This is a genomic window from Pseudorhodoplanes sp., from assembly GCF_059499825.1.
This window is the reverse complement of the sequence record NZ_JCABZI010000002.1, coordinates 195705-217493: the sequence shown is the minus strand read 5'-3', so window position 1 is coordinate 217493 and position 21789 is coordinate 195705. Positions and strand designations below refer to the sequence as shown.

At 63.2% G+C, this 21789-nt stretch carries 20 protein-coding genes and 1 pseudogene; 12 read left to right on the top strand and 9 right to left on the bottom strand.

Annotation, left to right across the window (positions count from 1 at the left end; translation table 11 throughout):
• Nucleotides 1-43: 43 nt before the first annotated feature.
• From AC5I5I_RS04415 to AC5I5I_RS04405, 3 genes are read left to right on the top strand one after another with little or no spacing between them, the layout of a single operon-like run.
• On the top strand, nt 44-1240 hold the full coding sequence (locus AC5I5I_RS04415; protein ID WP_495970279.1) for an omptin family outer membrane protease: 1197 nt from the start codon (nt 44-46) through the stop codon (nt 1238-1240).
• Nucleotides 1241-1268: 28 nt separating this feature from the next.
• Nucleotides 1269-1628, top strand: coding sequence for a diacylglycerol kinase (locus tag AC5I5I_RS04410; protein WP_495970277.1), 360 nt, complete (start codon nt 1269-1271; stop codon nt 1626-1628).
• Nucleotides 1629-1672: 44 nt separating this feature from the next.
• Complete coding sequence (locus tag AC5I5I_RS04405) at nt 1673-3406, top strand: NAD+ synthase (RefSeq protein ID WP_495970275.1); 1734 nt, start codon at nt 1673-1675, stop codon at nt 3404-3406.
• 56 nt (nt 3407-3462) lie between these two features.
• On the opposite strand, the gene AC5I5I_RS04400 is transcribed toward AC5I5I_RS04405, so the two are convergent.
• The 4 genes from AC5I5I_RS04400 to AC5I5I_RS04385 all read right to left on the bottom strand — a co-directional run bounded on the left by AC5I5I_RS04400 (nt 3463) and on the right by AC5I5I_RS04385 (nt 6884).
• Nucleotides 3463-4587: a DUF2865 domain-containing protein gene (locus AC5I5I_RS04400; protein ID WP_495970273.1), complete on the bottom strand. Its 1125-nt coding sequence runs from the start codon at nt 4585-4587 to the stop codon at nt 3463-3465.
• Between the two features lie 119 nt (nt 4588-4706).
• Nucleotides 4707-5618, bottom strand: a complete 912-nt coding sequence (locus AC5I5I_RS04395) for a DMT family transporter (protein ID WP_495970271.1) — start codon at nt 5616-5618, stop codon at nt 4707-4709.
• Nucleotides 5619-5653: 35 nt separating this feature from the next.
• On the bottom strand, nt 5654-6286 hold the full coding sequence (gene maiA, locus AC5I5I_RS04390) for a maleylacetoacetate isomerase (RefSeq protein ID WP_495970269.1): 633 nt from the start codon (nt 6284-6286) through the stop codon (nt 5654-5656).
• 88 nt (nt 6287-6374) lie between these two features.
• Entirely contained in the window at nt 6375-6884 is a 510-nt protein-coding gene (locus AC5I5I_RS04385) for a MarR family winged helix-turn-helix transcriptional regulator (protein ID WP_495970267.1), read from the bottom strand.
• Nucleotides 6885-7040: 156 nt separating this feature from the next.
• On the opposite strand from AC5I5I_RS04385, the gene AC5I5I_RS04380 reads away from it, so the two are divergent.
• Together AC5I5I_RS04380 and AC5I5I_RS04375 are read left to right on the top strand one after the other, a co-directional pair.
• Nucleotides 7041-8288, top strand: a complete 1248-nt coding sequence (locus AC5I5I_RS04380) for a cytochrome P450 (RefSeq protein ID WP_495970265.1) — start codon at nt 7041-7043, stop codon at nt 8286-8288.
• Between the two features lie 84 nt (nt 8289-8372).
• Nucleotides 8373-9371, top strand: a pseudogene (locus tag AC5I5I_RS04375) (class I SAM-dependent methyltransferase); the annotation flags it as partial.
• Between the two features lie 19 nt (nt 9372-9390).
• Here the strand turns inward: AC5I5I_RS04375 and AC5I5I_RS04370 are convergent.
• From AC5I5I_RS04370 to AC5I5I_RS04360, 3 genes are all read right to left on the bottom strand, one after another.
• On the bottom strand, nt 9391-10197 hold the full coding sequence (locus tag AC5I5I_RS04370) for a transglutaminase-like domain-containing protein (protein WP_495970263.1): 807 nt from the start codon (nt 10195-10197) through the stop codon (nt 9391-9393).
• A 148-nt stretch (nt 10198-10345) separates the two neighbouring features.
• Nucleotides 10346-10618, bottom strand: coding sequence for a translation initiation factor IF-1 (infA, locus tag AC5I5I_RS04365; protein ID WP_325607840.1), 273 nt, complete (start codon nt 10616-10618; stop codon nt 10346-10348).
• A 24-nt stretch (nt 10619-10642) separates the two neighbouring features.
• Nucleotides 10643-12094, bottom strand: a complete 1452-nt coding sequence (locus AC5I5I_RS04360; RefSeq protein ID WP_495970260.1) for a DEAD/DEAH box helicase — start codon at nt 12092-12094, stop codon at nt 10643-10645.
• Nucleotides 12095-12575: 481 nt separating this feature from the next.
• Here AC5I5I_RS04360 and hmgA point away from each other — a divergent pair, with 481 nt between their 5' ends.
• The 6 genes from hmgA to AC5I5I_RS04330 are packed head-to-tail and all read left to right on the top strand — an operon-like array spanning nt 12576 to nt 18548.
• On the top strand, nt 12576-13871 hold the full coding sequence (gene hmgA / locus AC5I5I_RS04355; protein WP_495971122.1) for a homogentisate 1,2-dioxygenase: 1296 nt from the start codon (nt 12576-12578) through the stop codon (nt 13869-13871).
• A 14-nt stretch (nt 13872-13885) separates the two neighbouring features.
• Nucleotides 13886-14446 carry a chlorite dismutase family protein gene (locus AC5I5I_RS04350; RefSeq protein WP_495970258.1) on the top strand — a complete coding sequence of 187 codons (561 nt, stop codon included), beginning with the start codon at nt 13886-13888 and terminating at the stop codon, nt 14444-14446.
• Complete coding sequence (locus AC5I5I_RS04345; protein ID WP_495970256.1) at nt 14446-15465, top strand: fumarylacetoacetate hydrolase family protein; 1020 nt, start codon at nt 14446-14448, stop codon at nt 15463-15465. Before AC5I5I_RS04350 ends, AC5I5I_RS04345 begins: the two co-directional genes overlap by 1 nt.
• A gap of 37 nt (nt 15466-15502) precedes the next feature.
• Nucleotides 15503-16453, top strand: a complete 951-nt coding sequence (locus AC5I5I_RS04340) for an MBL fold metallo-hydrolase (protein ID WP_495970254.1) — start codon at nt 15503-15505, stop codon at nt 16451-16453.
• A 3-nt stretch (nt 16454-16456) separates the two neighbouring features.
• Nucleotides 16457-16918, top strand: a complete 462-nt coding sequence (locus tag AC5I5I_RS04335; protein ID WP_495970252.1) for a hypothetical protein — start codon at nt 16457-16459, stop codon at nt 16916-16918.
• 28 nt (nt 16919-16946) lie between these two features.
• A complete protein-coding gene (locus AC5I5I_RS04330) occupies nt 16947-18548 on the top strand; it encodes an FAD-dependent oxidoreductase (RefSeq protein WP_495970250.1) in 1602 nt (533 codons plus the stop codon).
• Nucleotides 18549-18597: 49 nt separating this feature from the next.
• On the opposite strand, the gene AC5I5I_RS04325 is transcribed toward AC5I5I_RS04330, so the two are convergent.
• Nucleotides 18598-19047, bottom strand: coding sequence for a four-helix bundle copper-binding protein (locus AC5I5I_RS04325; protein WP_495970248.1), 450 nt, complete (start codon nt 19045-19047; stop codon nt 18598-18600).
• Nucleotides 19048-19172: 125 nt separating this feature from the next.
• Here AC5I5I_RS04325 and AC5I5I_RS04320 point away from each other — a divergent pair, with 125 nt between their 5' ends.
• Entirely contained in the window at nt 19173-19373 is a 201-nt protein-coding gene (locus AC5I5I_RS04320; protein ID WP_495970246.1) for a DUF2783 domain-containing protein, read from the top strand.
• A gap of 19 nt (nt 19374-19392) precedes the next feature.
• Here the strand turns inward: AC5I5I_RS04320 and AC5I5I_RS04315 are convergent, their stop codons facing one another.
• Entirely contained in the window at nt 19393-21669 is a 2277-nt protein-coding gene (locus AC5I5I_RS04315) for a hybrid sensor histidine kinase/response regulator family protein (protein ID WP_495970244.1), read from the bottom strand.
• Between the last annotated feature and the right edge of the window lie 120 nt (nt 21670-21789).

The window sequence follows — 21789 nt, the reverse complement described above, 5'->3', positions numbered from 1 at the left end:
CCAGATGCGCTGCAAAAGCGCACGGCAAAACAGGGGGCTCAACGTGGCGCTTCGGATCTATCCGGCCACGCTACTTGTTGCGATCGCGGCCGTGCTCGGCATGGCCGCGATCGCCAACGCCGCACAGGATGACGCTGCGCGCTGGCCGAACATTTACGAACCGCAATGGCCGAACGTATCGGTGTCCACTGGTGGCGATCAGCAAAAGCCCGCGGGCGTCACGGCAGTTGAAAAACCGGCAAGCGTCCCGGCGGCGCCGGTGCTGTCAGCGCCGGAGACGATGGTGACGGGTTCGGCGCCGTCGCCGGTGGCGAAACGCTGGCACGATTTCAAGGCTGCGCCCGTGATCGTGGTGCCGGCCTTCCAGGGCGAGTTCGGGCTGCGCTACTGGATGAATTTCGGCGAGACCGCGAAGAACCTCTACAACATCGCGGGAAATGCGATGGTCTCGCGGCTGACCTATGACGGGCTGCAGGGGCATGCGATCGAAGCCTATGGCCGCGTCGATCACACCTCCGGATTCTATCTGAAAGGCTATGCCGGCATTGGCATCGTCAACCGCGGCAATCTCAACGACGAGGATTTCCCGCCTTTCATCACGCCGTATTCGTCCACCAACAGCGAGCAGCGCGAGGGCACCTTGGCCTATGCCAGCATCGACCTCGGATACAATCTGATCCGCCGCCCGGATTTTCGGCTTGGCGCGTACGCCGGCTATCACTATCTCGATCAGAGCGTGAGTGCCTATGGCTGCGGACAGATCGCCGCGAACAATGCGATCTGCGGCAATCCGGTCCCGAACGATGTCCTCGTCATCACCCAGAGCAATCACTGGAATTCGTTGCGCGTCGGGCTCGACGCGACAATCAGGTTGGGCGGGCCGTTCAGTCTGACGCTCGACGCCGCGTGGCTTCCCTATGTGAAGCTGAATGGCGGCGATTCGCACTGGCTGCGCATCGGCACGTCGCCCGGCAGCTTTACAGGCGAAATCCCGGAAGACGGGCAGGGGAATGGCTACCAGCTTGAGGCCGCCCTGACTTATGCCGTGAACCGCGATGTCAGTGTCGCTGTGGGTGGCCGCTACTGGCGCATGGACAGCAACGGTCTCACCCATTTCGAGGGCAATGTGGTCGGGGCAAATGCCTTTCCGCAGCCGGTCGACTGGAAGGTCGAGAGCTACGGCGTCTTTGTGCAGGGGTCGTTCAAATTCGGGCCCTATCCCACGAGCGGCATTTTCTGATTTAGTCCGCCGCGGGCAGGGGGCCGATATGCAGCGAATGTGGCGGGCGACGCTCAATACCATGAACGGCCTGCGCGCTGCTGCGTCCAGCGAGGCGGCGTTCCGGCAGGAATTGATCGCGCTGGCGATTGCCGCGCCGCTAGCCCTCATCATCGCCACCACCGCTTCGTCCGCGCTGGCCCTGATCGGGGTCGTGGTTGCGGTGATGATCGTGGAATTGCTCAACACCGCGATCGAGAAGCTGGCCGACCGGGTGACGCTGGAGCACGATCCAATCATCGGCAAGGTCAAGGATATGGGCTCGGCCGCGGTCGGCCTGACCCTGCTGCTCGCCGGCGCGGTTTGGCTGGTGGCGATCTGGGAGCGGCTGTCGGAGCTGATGCGCTGACCGCGCAATTGCGGTCCGGCCATGGCCCGCGCTAGATCAACCCCATGAACGCTCGCCCCGCCGACACCCTTACGATCGCCCTGGCGCAGGTTAATCCCGTAGTCGGGGCTGTGGCCGGCAACGCCGCTAAGGTGCGCGCCGTGCGCGAGCGCGCTCGCGATGCCGACCTGATCCTGTTTCCCGAGCTGTTTATAGCCGGTTACCCGCCGGAAGACCTGGTATTGAAGCCGGCCTTTCAGGCGGCCTGCCGCGCGGCGATCGAGGAGCTTGCGCGCGAAACGGCGCAGGGCGGGCCGGCGTTGATCGTCGGCACGCCTTGGGTCGAAGACGGCAAGCTCTATAACGCCGCGGCGCTGCTGGAGGGCGGACGGATCGCCGGATTGCGCTTCAAGGTCGATCTGCCGAATTACGGCGTGTTCGACGAAAAGCGGGTGTTCGCGGTCGGGCCGATGCCGGGCCCGATGGCGTTCCGGGGGGTGCGGATCGGGGTTCCGATCTGCGAGGATATCTGGGGACCAGAGCCGTCCGAATGCATCGCCGAAACCGGTGGCGAAATCCTGTTGGTGCCGAACGGCTCGCCCTATCGGCGCGGGGTGGTGGACCAGCGGCTCAGCGTCGCGGTCGCGCGAGTCAAGGAAACCGGGCTGCCGCTGATCTATGTGAATCAGGTCGGCGGGCAGGATGAACTCGTGTTCGAGGGCGGCTCCTTCGTGCTGAACGCGGATGCTTCGCTCGCGGTGCAGCTTCCGGCCTTCGCCGAGGCGGTGGTGACAACGCGTTGGCAGCGCGGCACGGAGGGCTGGCATTGCGAAGCAGGCGAGATCGTCCCGATGATGCCGCAGGACAAGTCCGATTACACGGCCTGCATGCTGGGGCTGCGCGACTATGTCGGCAAGAACGGGTTTCCGGGCGTCGTGCTCGGGCTGTCGGGCGGCATCGATTCCGCTCTGGTCGCGGCGATCGGCGTCGATGCGCTGGGACCCGATCGGGTCCGCGCGGTGATGTTGCCGTACAAATTCACCTCGCAGGAATCGCTCGACGATGCCGCCGCGGTCGCGAATGCGCTCGGCATCCGTTATGACGTGCTGCCGATCGAGACCGCGGTGCTGGGCCTGGAGCAAAGTCTGTCGCCGCTATTCGAAGGTCTCCCGCGTGATGTGACCGAAGAAAATCTGCAGGCGCGCGCGCGCGGCACCATCGTGATGGCGCTGTCCAACAAGTTCGGTTCGATGGTGATGACTACCGGCAACAAGTCCGAAATGTCGACCGGTTACGCGACGCTGTATGGCGACATGAATGGCGGCTTCAATCCGATCAAGGATCTCTACAAGACCGAGGTGTTCCGTCTCAGCGCCTTGCGCAATGGCTGGAAGCCCGATAATGCGCTCGGTCCGGATGGCGTGGTGATCCCGCGAAACGTGATCGAGAAGCCGCCGACGGCGGAGTTGCGCGAGAACCAGAAGGATCAGGATTCGCTGCCGCCCTACGACATTCTGGACGGCATTCTCGAGCGGCTGGTCGAGCGCGAGCAGCCGATCGCGGATATCGTGGCGGAGGGCTACGACGCCGCAATCGTCATGCGCGTCGACCGGATGCTGAATCTGGCGGAATACAAGCGGCGGCAGGCGGCGCCGGGCGTGAAGGTGACGTTGCGCGGCTTCGGACGGGACCGGCGCTATCCGATCACCAACAAATTCCGCGATCCGGGCACGCCATTGCCGAAGCCGGATACGACCATCGTCAGCGCAACGCCGAGATCGGACGCGTTCGATTTTTGAGTGGTGTCACTTGCGGCGTGCGTGCAATCCGCACGCCGGAGTGACAGCAGCCCGAATCATTGCTCGATGAATTTTGGCCCGACGGTGCGGATCGGCTTTTTCGGCGCGTTCGGATCGACCGGCTCGGGCGGGGGAGCGGCAGTCTGGACCGGTGCGGTCGCGGTCGCGCCCTTCTTCTGTCCAGGCGGCAGGATCGGCCGGCCCTTGGCGTCGCGCGGCGCATTCATGACCTTGGCGCGCTCCTCGGTCACTACAATATCGCCTTGCGCCGATTGTGGCGCGTTGGGATCCTCCTTCACCGCATTGGCCCAGCTTTCATCCGCCGCCTTGCAGGTGCAGGTCTTGCTCCACTCGGTCTTGTATTTGAATGCGTTCGGGATCTGCGTGTAGAGCTGTCCACTGGTCGATACCGCCTGCTGCATGTCCTCGCCTGAGGTACGATGCGAGAACAGCATCACTTCGGCGGCCGGGCACATCCGCTGGCAGGTCGCCTCGTCGTCGACAAAGCGATCCTGCGAGGTCGAGAACGAGATCGGGAAGAAATAGCCGTCGCAGGTGCGCACGCAAACCGTGCGGTACCCGCCCACGCCGGTATCCTGTTCGGGCCCTGAGGTCGAACCCGGCCCGCCGAACAATTGCTCGAAGAAATTGCCCGGCGTGCCGCGTGCGGCCTGCGCGCGGTATTGCGGGCCGCAATCGTTCTGGGCCAGCGCGTTCAGCACGCTGCGGCGCTGTCCCTCGCGTTCGAAACCGGGGCTGTTGGAACTCTGAAGCTGCTGCAAATCACCCTGCACGCGCGCGAGATTGGTGCGCATCTGCTGGATGCGGGTGTTCAGCGGGGCGCATTGCTCAGACCGGCCGCCGCCGCCGAAAAGCTGGAAGAAATTGGGCTGATCACAGCCCTGACGCCGCGCCTGGGTCTGCGCGCGGTCGAGTTCGGCCTGCTGGCGGCCCATCTGATCTTCGAGCCGCCGGATCTGGTCGGCGCGCGCAGCATCGCCACCGGAGCCGATTGCGGCGAGCTGGGCTTCCAGCCGCTGGCAGGTCTGCTCGCGGGCGCTGATCGTCGCCCCCGACGGCGGATAGGCCGGAGGCGGAAGCGGCTGCTGGGCGAGTGCCGCCGATACGGTGCCGGCCCATGTCAATGCCGCCAGACCGGTCAATCGTGCGAATGCTGCCATGAAATTCCCCGCGAACCCCCACGCCCAGTGGACTGGGAATGCGGCGGCGCGATGGTTATCAAATGGAAAAAGCCCCAGTAAAGCGAGAAAACGGCAAAGCGGGAAAACGACAAAACCCCCTAGGGCCGCTCCGGGGTGCCTTCGTCTTCGGGCAGCGCCACATTCCGCGAATCCCGTGCTTCCAGCCGCAAATTCCACAGAATGCCGGACAGAATGATCGCCGCGCCCACGAACACCAGTGCATCGACGGATTCGGCGAAGAAAAAGTAGCCCACCAGCGCGATCAGCGGCACCCGCAGGAAATCGAGCGGTATCACCACACTTGCGTCGCCGTAGCGGAACGCCCGGGCCATGCAGTAATGCGCGGCGAGGCCGGCGACGCCAACCCCGATGATCGGAGCGGTTTGCCAGGGTTCCAGCCGCAGGACGAACAGCGGATCGCTGCCCGACAGCGCCAGCGGGAATTGCAGCAGGTTCATCCAGAAGACGATCGCGAACGTCGTTTCCGTGGAGGTCATCTGCTTGGTGGCGACATTGAAGACGGCATAGAGAAACGAGCACAGCAAAACGAGGAGGGAGGCCGGCTGGAACGCGATTAGTCCCGGCCGCAGGATCACCAGACAGCCGATGAAGCCAAGCACAATCACCACGATGCGGCCGGATGTGAGCTTCTCGCCCAGCACGGCCACGGCGAGGATCAGCACCCAGACCGGCAACGTGAATTCGAGCGCGAACACGGTCGCGAAGGGCAGCAGCGTCAGCGCGGTCGCCCAGCAATATTGCCCGCCGAAATGCACCGCCGAGCGGAAGAAGTGCATCGGAATGCGCTTGGTGCGCAATTGCGGCCTGAGCGCCGGATTCACCGCCAGCAACGAGAACAGGATGGTCAGGGCGCCAACGCAGCGTATCGTCAAAATCTCGAACACCGACAGCGAACCTGCGAGCAGGCGGATTGAAACCGCCATGATCGAGAACGACAGCAGCGTGCCCGTCATCCACAGGACGACACGTCCGATGTTCTGTCTTTGCACGCCGCGCTCGCTTTTCGTTGTCCGCAGTCTGGATGCTACTCGGCGTCGGGCTGGTTTTCGGGACGCGCCTTGTCGAAGGCGGGCAGCTTGGCGCAGGCGGCCTCGACGGCTGCAATCTTCGGGAACGCCTCGACCTGCACCTTGAAACGCCGGGCATTGAAGACCTGCGGCACCAGGCAGACATCCGCCATCGTGACCCGCGATCCGAATGCATAGGGGCCGGGCTTGAGCAGCGGTTCGATCGCCTCGAACCCGGCGATTACCCAGGAGCGGTACCAGTCGTCGACGGTCGCCTGATCATGCCCGAGCTTCTTCAGTGTGTTGAGCACGATCAGGTTGTTGATCGGATGAATGTCGCAGGCGATGATTTCGCACACCGCACGGACATGCGCGCGATCGAGGGCGTCGACCGGCAGCAGCGCCGGTTCCGGATACACCTCTTCCAGATATTCGATGATCGCCAGCGACTGGATGATGGTGTCGCCGCTCGACAACGTCAGCGCCGGAACCCGCATCTGCGGATTGATCGCGCGATATTCGGGGGTGTGCTGCTTGCCGCCATCCTTGGTCAGATGGATCGACACCATCTCATAAGGCTGATCCTTCAGGTTCAGCGCGATGCGCACCCGATATGCGGCCGACGAGCGGAAATAGGTATAGAGTTTCACAGGTCTGTCCCCGGGCGGCTGTTGTTTTCGCGACCAAACGCCAAGGCGAAAGGCTTGTCCAGCCCCGCGGCGCCATGCCCGGCATGCGCTACCGATCGGGGTCCTCGGTCGCTTCTTCGGCGAGCGGTTTCGCACGCTCGATCAGGCGCGATAATGCGCGCGCGAACGGTTCGCGGTCGGCGGGATCGATGGCGTCGGTCAGGTGGCGGGCGAGGTCCGTCGCACCCGGAGCGAGATCGTTGTAGATGGCGCGTCCCTCCGGTGTGAGTGACAGGAAGGATTCCCGCAGGTCCGACCGGTTGACGCGCCGCACCAGAAACTTCCGTTTCTCGAGCAGGGCCACCGCGCGCGACACCTTGGTCTTGTGCATATGGCTGTGTTCGCCGATGGCCTTGCCGGTCATGGTCTCGAATTCGCCGAGCGTGACCAGCACCCGCCATTCCGGCACGCCGATGCCGTAGCGTTCCGCATACAGGCGGGACAGCGCCTGCGATACCAGGCTCGCCACCACATTGAGCTGATAGGGCAGGAAATCGTCGAGCCGCAGCGGGGCGTCCTGGCTGGACCGCCTTTCGCCGGCAGCGGTTGACCCTTTCATCTGCGTCGTCATGACCGAATTTCGTCGTCACCCGTCTGCGGAGCGAGCAGCCGGACCATGGCGTAACTCGCGCTGCGGCGCAACGGCGGCGGAGGCAGTTGACAGGCGGACTGCGCCCGGTGTGCAAGGGGGGCAGGGTGACTGCCGGGACACCAGATGGCGACATTCAAAACCGTTGAGGCGGCCGAAACGGCGGCCCGCGCTTTCGACCTGAAGCGGCTGCCCGCCGATTTCATCGACGATCCATATCCGTATTTTCATGCCTTGCGCGAGCACGATCCGGTCCACCGTATGCCGGACGGCAGCTATATCATCACTCGCTACGACGACTGCGAGACGCTCTACAAGGACGCGAAGACCTATTCCTCCGACAAGAAGATCGAGTTTCGCCCGAAATTCGGCGACTCGCCTCTGTTCGAGCACCACACCACGAGCCTCGTCTTCAACGATCCGCCGTTGCACACGCAGGTGCGGCGCGCCATAGCCGGTGCGCTGTCGCCGCGTGCGATCGCCGAAATGGAAATCGGCCTGGTCGAACTGGTCGACCGTCTGCTGAACGAACTCGAGCGCAAGGGGCGAGAGACGGGTCAGGTGGACCTGATCGAGGATTTCGCCTCTGCCATCCCGGTCGAGATCATCGGCAATCTGCTCGGCGTTCCGCATGACGAGCGTGGTCCCTTGCGTGCCTGGTCGCTCGCAATCCTTGGCGCACTCGAACCGGTTCTCACCGACCAGCAGCTGAAGACCGGCAACGATGCGGTCACCGAATTTCTCGCTTATCTGAAAATCCTGACCGACGACCGCCGCCGTAATCCCGGCGATCCCAACAAGGATGTGCTGACCCGCCTGATCAACGGCGAGCATGACGGCCGCAAGCTGACCGAAACCGAACTCCTGCAGAACTGCATCTTCATTCTCAATGCCGGACACGAAACCACAACCAACCTGATCGGCAACGCGCTGTATACGCTGCTGCTATGGCCCGAGGAGAAGGCGCGGCTGATGGCCGATCCCTCGCTGATGCGCTCTGCGGTCGAGGAGGTGTTGCGCTTCGAGAGCTCGAACCAGCTCGGCAACCGGCGCGTCGTTGCGAGTACCGTGCTCGGCGGCGTGCCGATGAAAGAGGGCGATCTCATCACCATTGCCATCGCCGCCGCCAATCGCGATCCGAAATACTTTCCCGATCCCGACCGCTTCGATGTCGGCCGAAATCCCAACCGGCATCTGGCCTTTGCCAGCGGGATCCACGTCTGCGCCGGAATGAATGTGGCACGGCTGGAAGGCCGTATCGCGCTGGAGCGGTTCCTGGCACGCTTTCCGGACTATCGGCTTACGGGTGAGCCGGTGCGTTCGCCGCGCGCACGGTTTCGTGGGTTCGTGTCATTGCCGGCGAAGGTGGGCTGACCGCGGGAGGGCGCCAATGACCAATGCAACGGAAGGCATGGTCGGCGGCGGCTATTACGACGCTCATTCGTCTTCCAGGCCGAGACGGCGGCAAGCGTCGCGGCGCTCCTTCAGCAGGCGGTGGCGGCCCTGACCATGCCGGTCGATGGGCAGGTCATCGTCGCCGATTACGGTTGCTCCGAGGGCAGGAATTCGATGGCGACCGTGACGACGGCGCTCGATCTGCTTTCGGCCCGCGGCGCGAAGGGCTTCGGTGTCGTGCACAACGACCTGCCGACCAATGACTGGAATACGCTGGCGCGCAATCTGTCGTCGCCGGATTCCTATCTCGCGAAATTCCCGCAGGCCCACGCCTTGTTTGCGCCGCGCGGCTTTTTCGAAAAGGTCACCACGCCCGCGAGCATCACGCTTGGTACGTCCGGCTCTGCTGCGCACTGGCTGTCGCGGCAACCGCCGGACCTCGACATGCCGCGCTCGCTCTATCGTTCAGATGCGCCGCCCCCGGAGCTTAGGAAAATCCTGAAGCAGTCCGCCGACGACTGGCAGAGCTTCCTCGCCGCGCGCGCGGAGGAATTGCAGCCGGGTGGGGTACTGCTGGTGCAGATGCTGGGTACGGACGGCAGCGCCGAGCCGGCGCGGGTCAGCGCAGCCGGATTGCTGAAGCTTATGAACGAGTGCGCGCTACAACTCGTCGATGCGGGTGAAGTGCCGCGGGATGTCTATAGGCGTTACTGCTTTCCGGTGGTGCCGCGCACCATCGAGGAGGCGACAGCGCCGGTGACGGGTGCTTTGGCCGAAAAGCTCGAACTGCTGCATTGCGGGCTGACGCCGGTCGCATCGCCATATCAGGCGGTGCTGGAGAAAACCGGCGATGTCGCCGCGTTTGCGAAGAGCTATACCGCGTTCACGCGGGCCTTCAGCGAGAGCAGTCTGAGAGATGGATTGTTTCGATCTGGACAGGCCAGCGCGGATGACTTGGCCGACCGGTTCTATGCGGCGATGGAGAAGGCGCTGACCACGCGTCCGAACGATTATCCGTTCGACGATCTGACGCTTGCCGTCATGGTGCGAAGGCGCGACTGATGCACAGAGCGATCTGCGCCTAGACGACCTCGTCGGTCCAGACCTTGAAACTCACCAGCGTATTGGGGCCGAAGGTGTGGGTGATCGGCACGTCCGACGCGTCGCGGCCGATTGCCATCAGCACGCGGCCGATCCGCGGCTCGTTGTTGCGCGGGTCGAAGGTATACCAGCGGCCGCCGAGATAGGCCTCGAACCAGCCCGCGAAATCCGGTGTGCCGTAGGGCAGTGGCGTCCCGATGTCGCTGAGGTATCCGCTGCAATAGCGCGCCGGAATGTTCATGCAGCGGCAGAAGGTGATGGCCAGATGCGCGTAGTCGCGGCACACACCCTTGCCTTCGTGATAGACGTCGAAGGCGGTTTTCGTCGCGCGGGCGTGCTCGTATCCGAACGCGATGTGATTGTGGACGTAATCGCAGATCGTCTGCACCCGGGCCCAGCCCGGCGGCGAGTTCGCAAACAGCTTCCAGGCGATGTCCGACAGGCGATCGGTCTCGCAATAGCGGCTGCCGAGGAGATAGATCAGCGTGTCGGCCGGCAAATCCTCGACCGCGTGCTGCGGGGCGGTTGGAGCAACAACGTCCGGCTGTCCGCTGTCCTTGACCAGGCCATCGGCCGAAAGGGTCACGCGGCCGGCAGGAGCGACGAGGCGGCTGCACCAGTTTCCGAACACGTCCCGGTAGGGTGAGATCGGTACGGCAGGATCGATTGTCAGATAATCCGGCACGATCACGTCCGACGCCCGGGTGAAATGGGTACCCAGAACCATGATCATCGGCGTGGGCTGCGGGAAGTCGTAGATCAGCTCGTAGCCGACACGAATTTTCATCGGATGTCTCTGCTTTTGCGGTTCGAATGACCCGGAGAGCCATTGACGCCCGCCCCAAATAGAATGGCCGGGCATAGCCCGGCCATGACGTGCAGAGAACAGGACGCTCGTGAGGTGCGGTGCCGCCGCGCCTACGCGGCGACGAAAGTCAACGCTTCCGCACGAAGGTCTGCCGCCTTGTGGGCGGCGCCGGCATCGCGTTGCCGCGATGGCGGAAGCTGATGCGGCCGCGCGAGAGGTCGTAGGGCGACATCTCCACGATCACGCGGTCGCCGACGCCGGTGCGGATGCGGAATTTCCGCATCTTGCCGGCGGTGTAGGCGAGGATTTCGTGGTCGTTGTCGAGTTTCACGCGGAAATTTCCGTCCGGCAGCACCTCAGTGACGGTGCCGTCGAATTCGAGCATCTCTTCTTTCGACATCCTTGGTCCCTTGAGCGAATGCGATCAGCGCGGGGATTGCGCGTGCGGCCGCTTTTCGCGGCGCTCAGGCTTACGGTCCCGCATGAATCCCATTGATGATAACGCACCATCGCCGGTTCCGCCATTCTGTCCCTGCGGGGTTGAGAACGCCTGCGCGGGAGCCCTTTGCTCGGCCCGGTGCTCCTGCGGACGTCCGTTCTGGCCGCCAGCACCGGTCTTGCCACCCGCCTTGGCCTCCTGGTCGCGCCGGCGACCGCGCTGTCCGGGACGGTTGCGTGACCGGTTCTTGGCCGGCTGACCGGGGGCGTGCCCTCGGCCGGCGGACGGGGCTCGTGCCTCGACCGGCTGGCCGGTCCGGCCATCGGTCGCGGGCAGGGCCATGCGGATCAGCTTTTCGATATCGCGCAGATAGGCGCGCTCCTCGTTGTCGCAGAACGAGATCGCTATGCCGTCGGCGCCGGCTCGCGCCGTGCGGCCGATGCGGTGCACGTAGCTCTCCGCCACGTTGGGCAGGTCGTAATTGAAGACATGGGTGATGCCGTCGACATCGATGCCACGCGCGGCGATGTCGGTGGCGATCAGGGTCTTGACCTTGCCGTTGCGGAAGGCGGCGAGCGCCCGCTCGCGCTGGCCCTGCGACTTGTTGCCGTGGATCGCTTCCGCCGCGAGACCAGCCTGGCTGAGCTGGCGGACCACGCGGTCGGCGCCGTGCTTGGTGCGGGTGAAGACGATGGCGCGGTCGATTGGCTCGCTCTTCAGGAGGTCGGCGAGCAGGTTGGCCTTGCCGGCCTTGTCGATATGCACGACGCGCTGGGCGATCCGCTCGACGGTCGAGGCCTGCGGCGTCACCGCCACCCGGGCGGGGTCACGCAGCATCAGGCGGCCGAGCTCTTCGATCGGCGGCGGCATCGTGGCCGAGAAGAACAGCGTCTGCCGCTGCGCCGGGCATTTGGCGACGATGCGGCGAATATCGTGGATGAAGCCCATATCGAGCATGCGATCGGCTTCGTCGAGCACGAGGATCTCGACTTTATCGAGCGTTACGGCGCGCTCCTGCATCAGGTCCAGCAGGCGGCCCGGGGTCGCAACCAGCACATCGACGCCGTTCGCCATCGCCCGCATTTGCTTGCCGATCGGAACGCCGCCGATGGCGAGCGTCACCGAAACTTTCATGTATCGGCCATAGGTCCGGAAGCTCTCCATGATCTGGCCGGAGAGCTCGCGCGTCGGGCTCAGAACCAGCACGCGGCAGCTTTTTCGCTCTGCGCGGATGCGATTCTTAGCCAGATGATTGAGGATCGGCAGCGCGAAAGCCGCGGTCTTGCCGGTACCGGTCTGCGCAATGCCGACGACGTCGCGTCCGGCGAGCACGTGCGGAATGGTCTGCGACTGGATGGGAGTGGGGGTCTCGTAGCCCTCTTCGATCAGGGCACGGGTGATCGGCTCAGCGAGCCCGAGTTCAAGAAAAGCGGTCAAAATACAATCTTTCGTGCAGCTCGAACGCCGGGTCCCGGAATAGGACGCGGACGCTTCGCGCGGGGTTCGGAGGACATCCCGCGTGTTCAGGGCTGCCGGATATGAGGAAAGTGTTGGCGGGCCGAAAGTCGCTGCACGAGGTGCAATCTGATTTTCGTTCACGCGGCCCGCTAGCGACTCAAAGGACTGAGTCGGCCTCGATGGGCGTTCATATGGACTGTCTGCGCGGCGGATTCAAGGCAAATAGCGCGAATAGTGAACACGCCATTGACGTTAGTTACGAATGAAACTATCGTATGGCGCCTAAACAAGAGCAGTAATTGCCCAAAATCAAGAACCGTCCACAGCCGGACGGCGTTCGCATCAGGGAGAATACGTGATGGCCGATATCGACACCGCGCCGCGCGTCCGGCGGCAAGCGTCCCCCGCAGCGGTTACCGACCGGATCCGCACCGAACCGTTGGTCGATGCCGCGGAGTACATGTCCGGCTTCGGTAATTCCTTCGAGACCGAGGCGCTGCCCGGCGCTTTGCCGGTCGGGCGAAACTCGCCACAAAAGATCAATTACGGGCTCTATGCCGAGCAATTGTCCGGTTCGCCCTTCACCGCGCCGCAGGCGACCAACCAGCGCTCCTGGCTCTATCGCATCCGCCCGACCGTGCGCCATACCGGCCGCTTCAAGAAGATCGACCGCGGTCTTATGCGCACCGCGCCGGAGCGCGACGACACCGATCTGACCATCGGGCAATTGCGCTGGAGTCCGACGCCCATTCCCGAGGCCAAGCTCAATTTCGTCACCGGGCTGCGCACCATCACCGTGGCCGGCGATAGTGAGGCGATGAGCGGCATGGCGGCCCATGTGCTGGTCGTGACCGAGTCGATGCTGCGCGAGCATTTCTTCAACGCCGACGGCGAATTCCTGATCGTGGCGGAGCAGGGCAATCTCCGCTTCCGCACCGAGTTCGGTTTGATCGAGATCGCGCCGGGCGAAATCTGCGTCATCCCGCGCGGTGTGATTTTCCGCGTCGAACTGGTCGACGGTCCGGCGCGCGCCTATGTCTGCGAGAATTACGGCGGCGCGTTCACCTTACCGGATCGCGGTCCGATCGGGGCCAATTGCCTTGCCAATCCGCGCGACTTCCTGACGCCGGTCGCCGCCTACGAGGATGTCGAGGAGCCGTGCACGCTTTACGTGAAGTGGGGCGGTGAGCTGTTCGAAACCAAACTGCCGCATTCGCCGCTCGACGTAGTGGCGTGGCACGGCAATTACGCGCCTTACAAATACAATCTGCGATACTTCTCGCCGGTGGGCGCGGTGCTGTTCGATCATCCCGATCCGTCGATCTTCACGGTGATGACCTCGCCGTCGGAGACGCCCGGCACCGCCAATATCGACTTCGTGATTTTTCCGGAGCGCTGGGGCGTGGCCGAAAACACGTTCCGGCCGCCCTGGTATCATCGCAACATCATGTCGGAATTTATGGGCCTGGTTTACGGCGTCTATGACGCGAAGCCGGAAGGTTTCGTGCCGGGCGGGTTCTCGCTGCACAACACCATGCTGCCGCACGGACCCGACGTCGATGCTTTTGAACATGCCAGCAATGTCGAACTCAAGCCGGTGAAGCTTGCCAATACCCTCGCTTTCATGTTCGAGACCCGCTTCCGGCAACGCGTCACCAAATACGCGGCCGAGCATGAAACGCGGCAGGACAATTACATCGACTGCTGGAAGGGGCTAAAGAAGCACTTCGATCCGAATCGCCGAGAGCCGAAATAGGATTTGGTCAAGGCATGCCGGCTCAGAACATGTTTAGTTTTGTTGCCGGAAATATTGGCGATTGGCGCATCGAACGCATGGACGTGATTTGCGGTGACGGCCTTCCACCCGCGCGAAACTTGTCAATGCTTCGTGGTCACGTGGACGCAGATGAGGGGACGGCTTGGGTGTTGCGCGGCGTGACCTCCAATCTGCGCTATACGACGGATGCAGAGCGCAGGAGCTTGGTAAGCCGGCAGGCTGGTCTGGGGCGAAGCGAGGCGCTATGCGCCGCGCTGATCCCGATCAACAAGACTGCGCGCTGGTGGCAGCTCGCGCAGGACGAGCGTCGCAGGATTTTCGAGGAGACTTCGCACCATATCGAGATCGGGAATCAATATCTGCCGACGATCGCGCGACAATTACATCATTGTCGCGACCTTGGCGAAGCGTTCGATTTCCTGACATGGTTTGAATATAGTGTGAGCGATGAAGCAGCTTTCGACGAATTGGTCGAGAAGCTGCGAGCAACGGAAGAATGGCGTTACGTCGATCGCGAGATCGACATTCGCCTGACGCGGGACGGAAAGGCTTAATGAAACTTGCATCCTTGAAGAGCGGCCGCGATGGCCGCCTGGTCGTTGTGTCGCGCGATCTGTCGCGCTGTGCCGATGCGTCTGCCATTGCGCCGACGCTGCAGGCCGCGCTCGATGACTGGGATTCCGTGGTTCCGCGTCTGACCGAAATGGCGGACTCGCTTGAGGCGAACCGGATCGCACATATGCCGTTCGACCCGGCGAAAGTGGCATCGCCATTGCCGCGCGCCTATCAGTGGCTGGACGGCTCCGCCTATGTGAACCATGTGGCACTGGTGCGCCAGGCACGCGGCGCAGAGGTGCCGGAATCGTTCTGGACCGATCCGCTGATGTATCAGGGCATTTCCGACGTGGTGATGGCGCCGCGCGATCCGATCCAACTGGCGGATGAGGCCTATGGTGCGGATATCGAGGCGGAGGTTGTCGTCATTCTGGGCGACGTGCCGATGGGCGCAACCCGCGAACAAGCGGCCAAGGCCATCCGGCTGATCATGCTGGTCAACGACGTGACGCTGCGCAACATCGTGCCGCAGGAACTGCCCAAGGGCTTCGGCTTCCTGCAATCGAAGCCGCCGTCGGCCTTTACGCCGGTCGCAGTCACGCCGGACGAACTGGGCAAGGCCTGGGACGGTGCCAAGGTCGATCTGCCACTGTTGAGTTTCATCAACGGCAAGCCGTTCGGCAAGCCGATGTGCTCGGTCGACATGACGTTCGATTTTCCGACGCTGATCGCGCACGCGGCAAGGACAAGGCCGCTCGGCGCCGGCACGATCCTCGGCGCCGGTACGGTGTCCAACCGCGATGCGTCGGGTGGACCGGGCAAGCCGATCTCCGAAGGCGGCCTCGGCTATTCCTGCATTGCGGAAATCCGCACCGTCGAGACGATCCTGCACGGCAAGCCGTCGACGCCATTCCTCAAGTTCGGCGACACCGCGCGTATCGAAATGAACGACAAGGACGGTCGCTCGATCTTCGGCGCTATCGAGCAGGAAGTGGTGCGCTACACGCCTCCGAAATAACGACAGGCCGCGATCCGAGCGGCGGACAGGGTGGACCATGGCCAAGGGCTTTGCTTCGACCGCCGATACGGCGGAAAAGACGATTTCGTTCGATGAGATTGGGCGCGATCTCTATGCCTTCACCGCGGAAGGCGATCCGAATTCCGGGATCATCGTCGGCGACGACAGCGTCATGGTGGTTGACGCGCAGGCGACGCCGGTGATGGCGCTGGAGGTGATCGAGCGGGTGCGCAGGGTCACCGACAAGCCGATCAAATACGTGTTGCTCAGCCACTATCATGCGGTGCGCGTGCTTGGCGCGTCGGCGTATGTGGATGCGGAGATTTTGGCATCCGACGCGACGCGTGAACTGATCGTCGAACGCGGACAGCAGGACAAGGATTCCGAGATCGGCCGTTTCCCGCGGCTGTTTCGCGCGGTGGAATCCATCGAAGGCCTGACCTGGCCGACCGTCACTTTCCCGCAGCAGATGTCGGTGTGGCTCGGCAAGCGCGAAGTGCGGATCATGCATATCGGGCGCGGGCACACGGCAGGCGATGTCATCGCCTGGGTGCCGGACGCCAATGTCGTGTTCTCCGGCGATCTCGTCGAATATCATTCGGCCTGTTATTGCGGCGACGCACATCTGGCCGACTGGCCGAACACGCTCGACCGGCTCAGCGCCTTCAAGGCCAATGCGCTCGTGCCCGGCCGTGGAGCGGCGCTTGCGACGCCGGAGAAGGTGCAGGCCGGGATCGAAGGCACGCGCGATTTCCTCGCGACACTCTACGGCTCGGCGCAGAACAGCGTCGCGAAGGGGCTGTCGCTGAAAGACGCGTTTGCGGCTGCGCGCGAAGCCATGGATCCGAAATTCTCGAGCTATGCGATCTACGAGCATTGCATGCCGTTCAATGTGGCGCGCGCTTACGATGAGGCGAAGGGCATCGGACATCCGGTGATCTGGACTGCCGAACGCGATCGCGAGATGTGGTCGGCGCTGCAGGGGTGACCGATGCGCGGTTTCTGGTGCGGCCTATTCGTTGCGTTGCTGTTTTGCGCCGCATCGTCGCAGGCCCGACCATCGAATCAGGACGAAACGGTTCGGCAATTGCTCTCCCTCGCGCTGGACAATATCCAAAAAGGTGTTTGCGCGAATGGCCAAGCCTGTTCGCCAGCGACCGCAGATGAGCGTGCCAATCCCCCGCTGACGATTAATGAGGCTAAGGCGATCGTCGGACGTGGCGTTGTCAGTGCGATGGCCGAGCGCTGTGGGCTGGATTGGCGGCGTCTCAATTATCTTCCGATGATGGCGTACTGGCGCACGACGCTCAAATCGCCAGAGCGGAAGTTGACATTGATCTCGTTGTTGCATGGCATCACGCAAGGCCAGATCGAAAAAGCTCTCCTCAAGCGCGGTCCGTGTTCCGACGGGGAGCGTCGCCATATCGAGTCCAGCCTGCCATTCAGAACGTGACGGGCAAGTGAAGACAGGAGCACGTGCCGTGGCAAACGAACGGAAGTCGCTGTTTCACTTCGGTTACCGGCGGTCGCCGGATCAGGATGCGGCGAAGCCCGCGCGCCACACGGTCGTCATCGTCGGCGCCGGCCCGGTCGGCCTGTCGATGGCGATCGATCTGGCGCAGCGCGGCGTGCCTTCGGTGCTGCTCGACGACGCCGACCGGATCGGCGAGGGGTCGCGCGGGCTCTGCTATTCGAAGCGCACGCTGGAAATACTGGATCGCTTGGGCGTCGGCGAGAAGCTGGTCGAGATGGGCGTGACCTGGAAGCTCGGCCGGGTCTATCTTGGCGACCGGCCGGTCTATGCCTTCGACCTGCTGCCCGAGGACGGCCACAAGATGCCGGCCTTCATCAACCTTCAGCAATTCTATCTCGAGAAGGCGCTGGTCGACCGCGTGCAGGACTTGCCGCAGATCGATCTGCGATGGCGCAACCGCGTCACCGGGATCGAGAAGCGCAACGATGGCGTCACGGTCACGATCGAGACTCCGGACGGTCCATATCGGCTCGACGCAGCCTGGGTGATCGCCGCCGATGGCGCGCGCTCGACCATGCGCGATCTCATGGGCCTGGAATTCAAGGGGCATACCTTTGAGGAGAAATTCCTGATCGCCGATCTACGCATGCCGGCGGACGATATCCCCACCGAGCGGCGTTTCTGGTTCGATCCGCCGTTTCATACCGGCCAGTCGGCGCTGATGCACCGGCAACCCGATGAATCGTGGCGGGTGGACCTGCAACTTGGGCCCGATGCCGATATCGAACACGAACTGAAGCCGGAGAACTATACGCCTCGCATCCGCAAGATGCTGGGCGATCGCGATTTTCATGTCGACTGGGTGTCGATCTACCGCTTCAACTGCCGCCGAATCGATCGCTTCGTGCATGGACGCGTGGTGTTTGTCGGCGACGCTGCGCATCAGGTCTCGCCATTCGGGGCGAGGGGCGCCAATTCGGGTGTGGAGGACGCGGAAAATCTCGCGTGGAAGCTTGTCGCCGTGCTCCGCGGTGACGCCGGCGAGGCGCTGATCGCGAGCTACGACCACGAGCGCATGCAGGCGGCCGACGAGAATATCGGTCACTCCACGCGGTCGACCGACTTCATCGCGCCGCGTTCACCGGCCGAGCGAACGCTGCGCAATGCCGTGCTGTCGCTTGCGCCGCATGCAGACTTCGCCCGGCGCATGGTCAATTCCGGGCGGCTGTCGGTGGCGAGCATCTACGACACGCCGCTGTCGACTCCCGATGAGGACACCTTCATGGGAGCAGCCCAACTCGGCGGCCCGGCTGTCGACGCGCCGATGATGGCGGCGGACAAGTCCGCTTGTCACCTGGTGGAGAAACTATCCGATGGTTTTGAATTGCTCTATGTCGCGAACGGGACTGCCCCGGTCATTCCGGACGGCATCAAGCTTACGGTGATCGGCCGCGACCTGATCGACGCGCGCGGCGATTTTGCCAATCGCTTCGACGCGCAGCCGGGCTCTGGTTATCTGCTGCGGCCGGACCAGCACATCTGCGCGCGCTGGCGCGCGCCGACGACGGAAAAGGTTGCGGCCGCGCGCGAACGCGCGCTCGCTCTTTAGGCAGGCTTCGCGTGATCTTTTCCCGACACCTGTCCCCGGTTTTTTGGGATCAGGTCGGCATGCGCATCGACGACAGCATCTCGGTGCAGGCGTTCACGCAATGCTGACAGACCTTGGCGCAGACCTCACAATGCTTGTGCATATCAGCGTGGCGCTGGCACTCGGTCGCGCAGGCGCGAGCGAAGGCAATGCAGGTGGTGAGCTGCGCTTCGAGAAGTTGCCGGTGGCCGACCTTGTTGGCGCGGGACAGGATGCTGCCGGTCGCGGCGCAAACGGCGGCGCAGTCCTGGTTGAGCCGGATGCATGTGATGAGCCGCTCGACATGCCTCTCGGCAAGGCACGCATCTGCGCAGGCCGTGGAGGTCTCCACGCAATCGAAACATGCGTCTATGCATGTGCTGAGGGCATCGGCATGGCTCGGTTGCTCAGGATGCGAGCGGAACATCGATCTGACGGCAACGGCGGACATGGGAACCTTCCTTTTGAGCGCGCGTGCCATACAACCCGCATTACCGGACTATGTTCCGCCGCAGGCAAAGTTCCGACGTTCGTCGCTCTGAATAAATTGGTTCCGCTCAACACTGGTCGCAACCAGTAGTCTGGCCGACCCACGGAGTTTCTGCGATGCCACTTATGACCCAATCGCGATTCAAGGATTCGGATCAGGCCTTCGTTACCCTGGTCGAAGCGAGGCGCGGCCTGTCCGAATCCGAGGCGTCGGAACTGGATGCGAAGCTCGTTCTCATACTCGCCAATCACATTGGCGATATCGACATTCTGCGTGAGGCGATTGCGTTTGCGAAGCAGACCATGCCCGCGGCATGACCGGTCGCGCACTCAGCCGTCAATCCTGCGATTTGTTTTTGATGTTGTCGAGTACCGCGCTCACCCGCGCAACCGGGTCGGATGAATTCATATCGAGGATCTGACGCACTTTTTCGGCGAGCGCTTCGGAGGTGAAGGGCTTGGTCAGGAGCTCGACATCGGCATCGAGCCGGCCGTGATGGATGATGGCATTGCGGGTATAGCCGGTGGTGAACAGCACCTTGAGGTCCGGTCGCCTGCGTCGCGCTTCATCGGCAAGTTGCCGTCCGTTCATGCCGCCGGGCAGCACCACGTCCGTAAACAGCAGTTTCACGTCGGGATTGGCATCGAGCAGCCGCAGGCCGCTTGCCCCTTCATGGGCCGCGATGACGTGATAGCCTTCGTCACGCAGCACTTCGCTCGAGAAACGGTTGACCTCTTCGTCATCCTCGACGAGCAGGATCTGTTCCGGACGCTGTACTGAAGCCGAGCTATCGCGCGCGGGCTCGCTCGGCTCCCACGGTTCGATTCCGGCTTCGTCCGCGAGCCGCGGCAGATAGATCTTGATCGACGTGCCTTCGCCGGTCTCGCTGTAAATCTTGATATGTCCGCGGGATTGCTTCACGAAGCCATAGACCATGCTCAGTCCAAGACCGGTCCCGGCGCCCATCGGCTTGGTCGTGAAGAATGGCTCGAAGGCGCGGTCTACCACGTCCTTGGTCATGCCGGCTCCGGTGTCGCTGACCGCGACCAGCACATATTGGCCCGACGACATATCCGCAGCGTTGGCGGCGACATAGGCGTCGTCGAGATAGGTGTTGGCGGTCTCGATGGTGAGGCGTCCGCCCTCCGGCATGGCGTCGCGGGCATTCACGGCGAGGTTCAGGAGCGCGTTTTCGAGCTGGTTCGGATCGACCGCGGTCTTCCACAGGCCACCGGCAAGCACGGTCTCGACCGTGATGGTCTCGCCGATGGTTCGCCGCAGCAATTCCGACATGCCCTGGACGAGGCGGTTCACGTCGACCAGTTTTTCCTCCAGCGGATGCTGGCGCGAAAAGGCGAGCAGGCGCTGCACGAGACTCGCGGCGCGTTCCGAGGCCTGACGGGCCGAATGCAGCGAGCGCCGCAGCCGGTCGTCACCCTCCGGCACCCGGCGCAGGGCGAGGTCGACATTCCCCAGGATCGCGGTGAGCAGGTTGTTGAAGTCGTGCGCGACGCCGCCGGTGAGGCGGCCGACGGCCTCCATCTTCAGCGCCTGCTGGAGCGCGAGTTCGGTGCGTTCGCGCCGCGCGACCTCCTGTTGAAGTTGTGCATGCGCGATTGCTTCGCGCCGCGTGCGTTTCAGGGCGACGAAGCCGAGACCGATCATGGCAATCGTGGCGGGCAACCCGAAGATCAGGTGGCTGCCCATGTTGGTGAGCCATTCGCGAATCACCACGTCGCTTTCGATTCCTGACACGACGTAAATGTTGTAACGCGGCATCTTGCGATACGCGAACAGCCGCGTATGGCCGTCGAAAGACGACGTGCCGGTGACGAAGCCCTCGTCGGGATGCTCCCTGATGCTCCTCATCACCGTCGAGTCCGGTGAAAGCTTTTCAAGTCGCTGCGACAGGTCCGGGTAGCGCGCCAGGATCGCGCCGTCATCGCGGATGAGAGCGAACACGCCGGGCGGCGGCAGCTTGGCATAGAAGTTGATGAAATATTCGGGAGCGATCGAGACCGTCGTCACGCCGCCGAAACTGCCGTTCGGTCCGCTGACCGGGCGGCTCAGGGTGAAGAATGTGGTGTCGGCTGCGCGGGCCTTCAGCACCTCGCTGACGAAAACGCCGGCTTTCGCATTGTCCTTGTGGATCCGGAAATAATCCCGATCGGACAGGTCGATCTTGGGCATCGGGTAGATCGTGCCCGAGACCAGCGGCGCGCCGGACGCTGAAATGATCCACAGGTCGCGCAATTGCGGCAGGGCGTCGGTGATCGATTTCAGGCGCGCGTTGAACTCGGGCTCGCGTGACCGAATGTCCGCCTCGGTCGTCCCAGCGGTCAGTTCGTCAAGATAGCGGGCGCTGAGTTCGAAGGTGTCGAACACCTTCAGGGCGTGCTCGTAGATCGTGTTGAGGTTACGCTGAACGCGATCGCGGGCTTCCGCGAGATGTTGATGATAGGAAATCCAGGCCGCGAACAGGAAGATGGCGACCGGCAGGATGATCGAGGCGGCCACCAGAAGCCGCAGCGGCCGGAGCGTCGAAGCCAGGTCTTTCTTCGCTGTCTGATGTTCCCGCGCGGCGCTTGCTTTTGACTGTGGAACTTCGATCATCGGAACCGGAAAAGGAGGGCGGGGTAACGCCGATCCTATCGCCGGTACACGTTGTTTCCAAGCGCAACGGCGCCGCGTCTCGATCTATCTATGCTTCGGGAACTTTTTGCAGGTCGTGCG

Coding starts and splice junctions, on each gene's coding strand:
- AC5I5I_RS04335 (WP_495970252.1), top strand. CDS start 16,457: ATGCGCGGTTTCTGGTGCGGCCTATTCGTTGCGTTGCTGTTTTGCGCC.
- AC5I5I_RS04380 (WP_495970265.1), top strand. CDS start 7,041: ATGGCGACATTCAAAACCGTTGAGGCGGCCGAAACGGCGGCCCGCGCT.
- AC5I5I_RS04370 (WP_495970263.1), bottom strand. CDS start 10,197: ATGAAAATTCGTGTCGGCTACGAGCTGATCTACGACTTCCCGCAGCCC.
- AC5I5I_RS04410 (WP_495970277.1), top strand. CDS start 1,269: ATGCAGCGAATGTGGCGGGCGACGCTCAATACCATGAACGGCCTGCGC.
- AC5I5I_RS04340 (WP_495970254.1), top strand. CDS start 15,503: ATGGCCAAGGGCTTTGCTTCGACCGCCGATACGGCGGAAAAGACGATT.
- AC5I5I_RS04320 (WP_495970246.1), top strand. CDS start 19,173: ATGCCACTTATGACCCAATCGCGATTCAAGGATTCGGATCAGGCCTTC.
- AC5I5I_RS04405 (WP_495970275.1), top strand. CDS start 1,673: ATGAACGCTCGCCCCGCCGACACCCTTACGATCGCCCTGGCGCAGGTT.
- infA (WP_325607840.1), bottom strand. CDS start 10,618: ATGTCGAAAGAAGAGATGCTCGAATTCGACGGCACCGTCACTGAGGTG.
- AC5I5I_RS04315 (WP_495970244.1), bottom strand. CDS start 21,669: ATGATCGAAGTTCCACAGTCAAAAGCAAGCGCCGCGCGGGAACATCAG.
- AC5I5I_RS04350 (WP_495970258.1), top strand. CDS start 13,886: ATGCCGGCTCAGAACATGTTTAGTTTTGTTGCCGGAAATATTGGCGAT.
- AC5I5I_RS04400 (WP_495970273.1), bottom strand. CDS start 4,587: ATGGCAGCATTCGCACGATTGACCGGTCTGGCGGCATTGACATGGGCC.
- AC5I5I_RS04385 (WP_495970267.1), bottom strand. CDS start 6,884: ATGAAAGGGTCAACCGCTGCCGGCGAAAGGCGGTCCAGCCAGGACGCC.
- AC5I5I_RS04345 (WP_495970256.1), top strand. CDS start 14,446: ATGAAACTTGCATCCTTGAAGAGCGGCCGCGATGGCCGCCTGGTCGTT.
- AC5I5I_RS04325 (WP_495970248.1), bottom strand. CDS start 19,047: ATGGCACGCGCGCTCAAAAGGAAGGTTCCCATGTCCGCCGTTGCCGTC.
- hmgA (WP_495971122.1), top strand. CDS start 12,576: ATGTCCGGCTTCGGTAATTCCTTCGAGACCGAGGCGCTGCCCGGCGCT.